1 protein-coding gene and 2 pseudogenes are annotated in these 1,357 nt (G+C 55.6%); 2 read left to right on the top strand and 1 reads right to left on the bottom strand.

Annotation, left to right across the window (positions count from 1 at the left end):
- Positions 1-118 (bottom strand): annotated as a pseudogene (locus G5T77_RS12360) (IS4 family transposase); the annotation flags it as partial.
- 89 nt (positions 119-207) lie between these two features.
- Here G5T77_RS12360 and sul2 point away from each other — a divergent pair.
- Together sul2 and glmM are read left to right on the top strand one after the other, a co-directional pair.
- Positions 208-1,023: a sulfonamide-resistant dihydropteroate synthase Sul2 gene (gene sul2 / locus G5T77_RS12355; RefSeq protein WP_001043260.1), complete on the top strand. Its 816-nt coding sequence runs from the start codon at positions 208-210 to the stop codon at positions 1,021-1,023.
- 86 nt (positions 1,024-1,109) lie between these two features.
- Positions 1,110-1,357: pseudogene (glmM, locus tag G5T77_RS12350) on the top strand (phosphoglucosamine mutase); the annotation flags it as partial.

The following is a 1,357-nucleotide window of genomic DNA, read 5'->3' as shown; positions in this document are numbered from 1 at the left end:
GATTACATGTTTGCTTTAAAATAATCACAAGCATGATGAGCGCAAAGCACTTTAAATGTGACTTGTTCCATTTTAGAGATTTGTTTAAGATAAGATATAACTCATTGAGATGTGTCATAGTATTCGTCGTTAGAAAACAATTATTGTGACATTATTTCAATGAGTTATCTATTTTTGTCGTGTACAGAGATTATTATAGAAGCCCCCATGAATAAATCGCTCATCATTTTCGGCATCGTCAACATAACCTCGGACAGTTTCTCCGATGGAGGCCGGTATCTGGCGCCAGACGCAGCCATTGCGCAGGCGCGTAAGCTGATGGCCGAGGGGGCAGATGTGATCGACCTCGGTCCGGCATCCAGCAATCCCGACGCCGCGCCTGTTTCGTCCGACACAGAAATCGCGCGTATCGCGCCGGTGCTGGACGCGCTCAAGGCAGATGGCATTCCCGTCTCGCTCGACAGTTATCAACCCGCGACGCAAGCCTATGCCTTGTCGCGTGGTGTGGCCTATCTCAATGATATTCGCGGTTTTCCAGACGCTGCGTTCTATCCGCAATTGGCGAAATCATCTGCCAAACTCGTCGTTATGCATTCGGTGCAAGACGGGCAGGCAGATCGGCGCGAGGCACCCGCTGGCGACATCATGGATCACATTGCGGCGTTCTTTGACGCGCGCATCGCGGCGCTGACGGGTGCCGGTATCAAACGCAACCGCCTTGTCCTTGATCCCGGCATGGGGTTTTTTCTGGGGGCTGCTCCCGAAACCTCGCTCTCGGTGCTGGCGCGGTTCGATGAATTGCGGCTGCGCTTCGATTTGCCGGTGCTTCTGTCTGTTTCGCGCAAATCCTTTCTGCGCGCGCTCACAGGCCGTGGTCCGGGGGATGTCGGGGCCGCGACACTCGCTGCAGAGCTTGCCGCCGCCGCAGGTGGAGCTGACTTCATCCGCACACACGAGCCGCGCCCCTTGCGCGACGGGCTGGCGGTATTGGCGGCGCTGAAAGAAACCGCAAGAATTCGTTAACTGCACATTCGGGATATTTCTCTATATTCGCGGTTCAGCAGGCATGTCCCCTTTGAGGGCGACCCGACGACAGGATAATCGACCTTATGGTGCGCAAATATTTCGGCACAGACGGTATTCGTGGCAAAGCCAACGAAGGCGCGATGACGGCGGAAACCGCCTTGCGCGTCGGCATGGCGGCTGGCCGTGTCTTTCGTCGCGGTGACCACCGCCATCGTGTCGTGATCGGCAAGGATACGCGCCTGTCGGGCTATATGCTTGAACCCGCGCTCACAGCCGGTTTCACCTCGATGGGCATGGACGTATTCCTTTTTGGCCCGCTGCCGACAACGTA

Source organism: Acinetobacter sp. GFQ9D191M, assembly GCF_011174875.1.
Taxonomy (GTDB): Bacteria; Pseudomonadota; Gammaproteobacteria; order Pseudomonadales; family Moraxellaceae; genus Acinetobacter.
Note: the sequence above shows the minus strand (reverse complement) of the source record. Positions and strands in the feature narration are given on the sequence as shown.

Coding starts and splice junctions, on each gene's coding strand:
- sul2 (WP_001043260.1), top strand. CDS start 208: ATGAATAAATCGCTCATCATTTTCGGCATCGTCAACATAACCTCGGAC.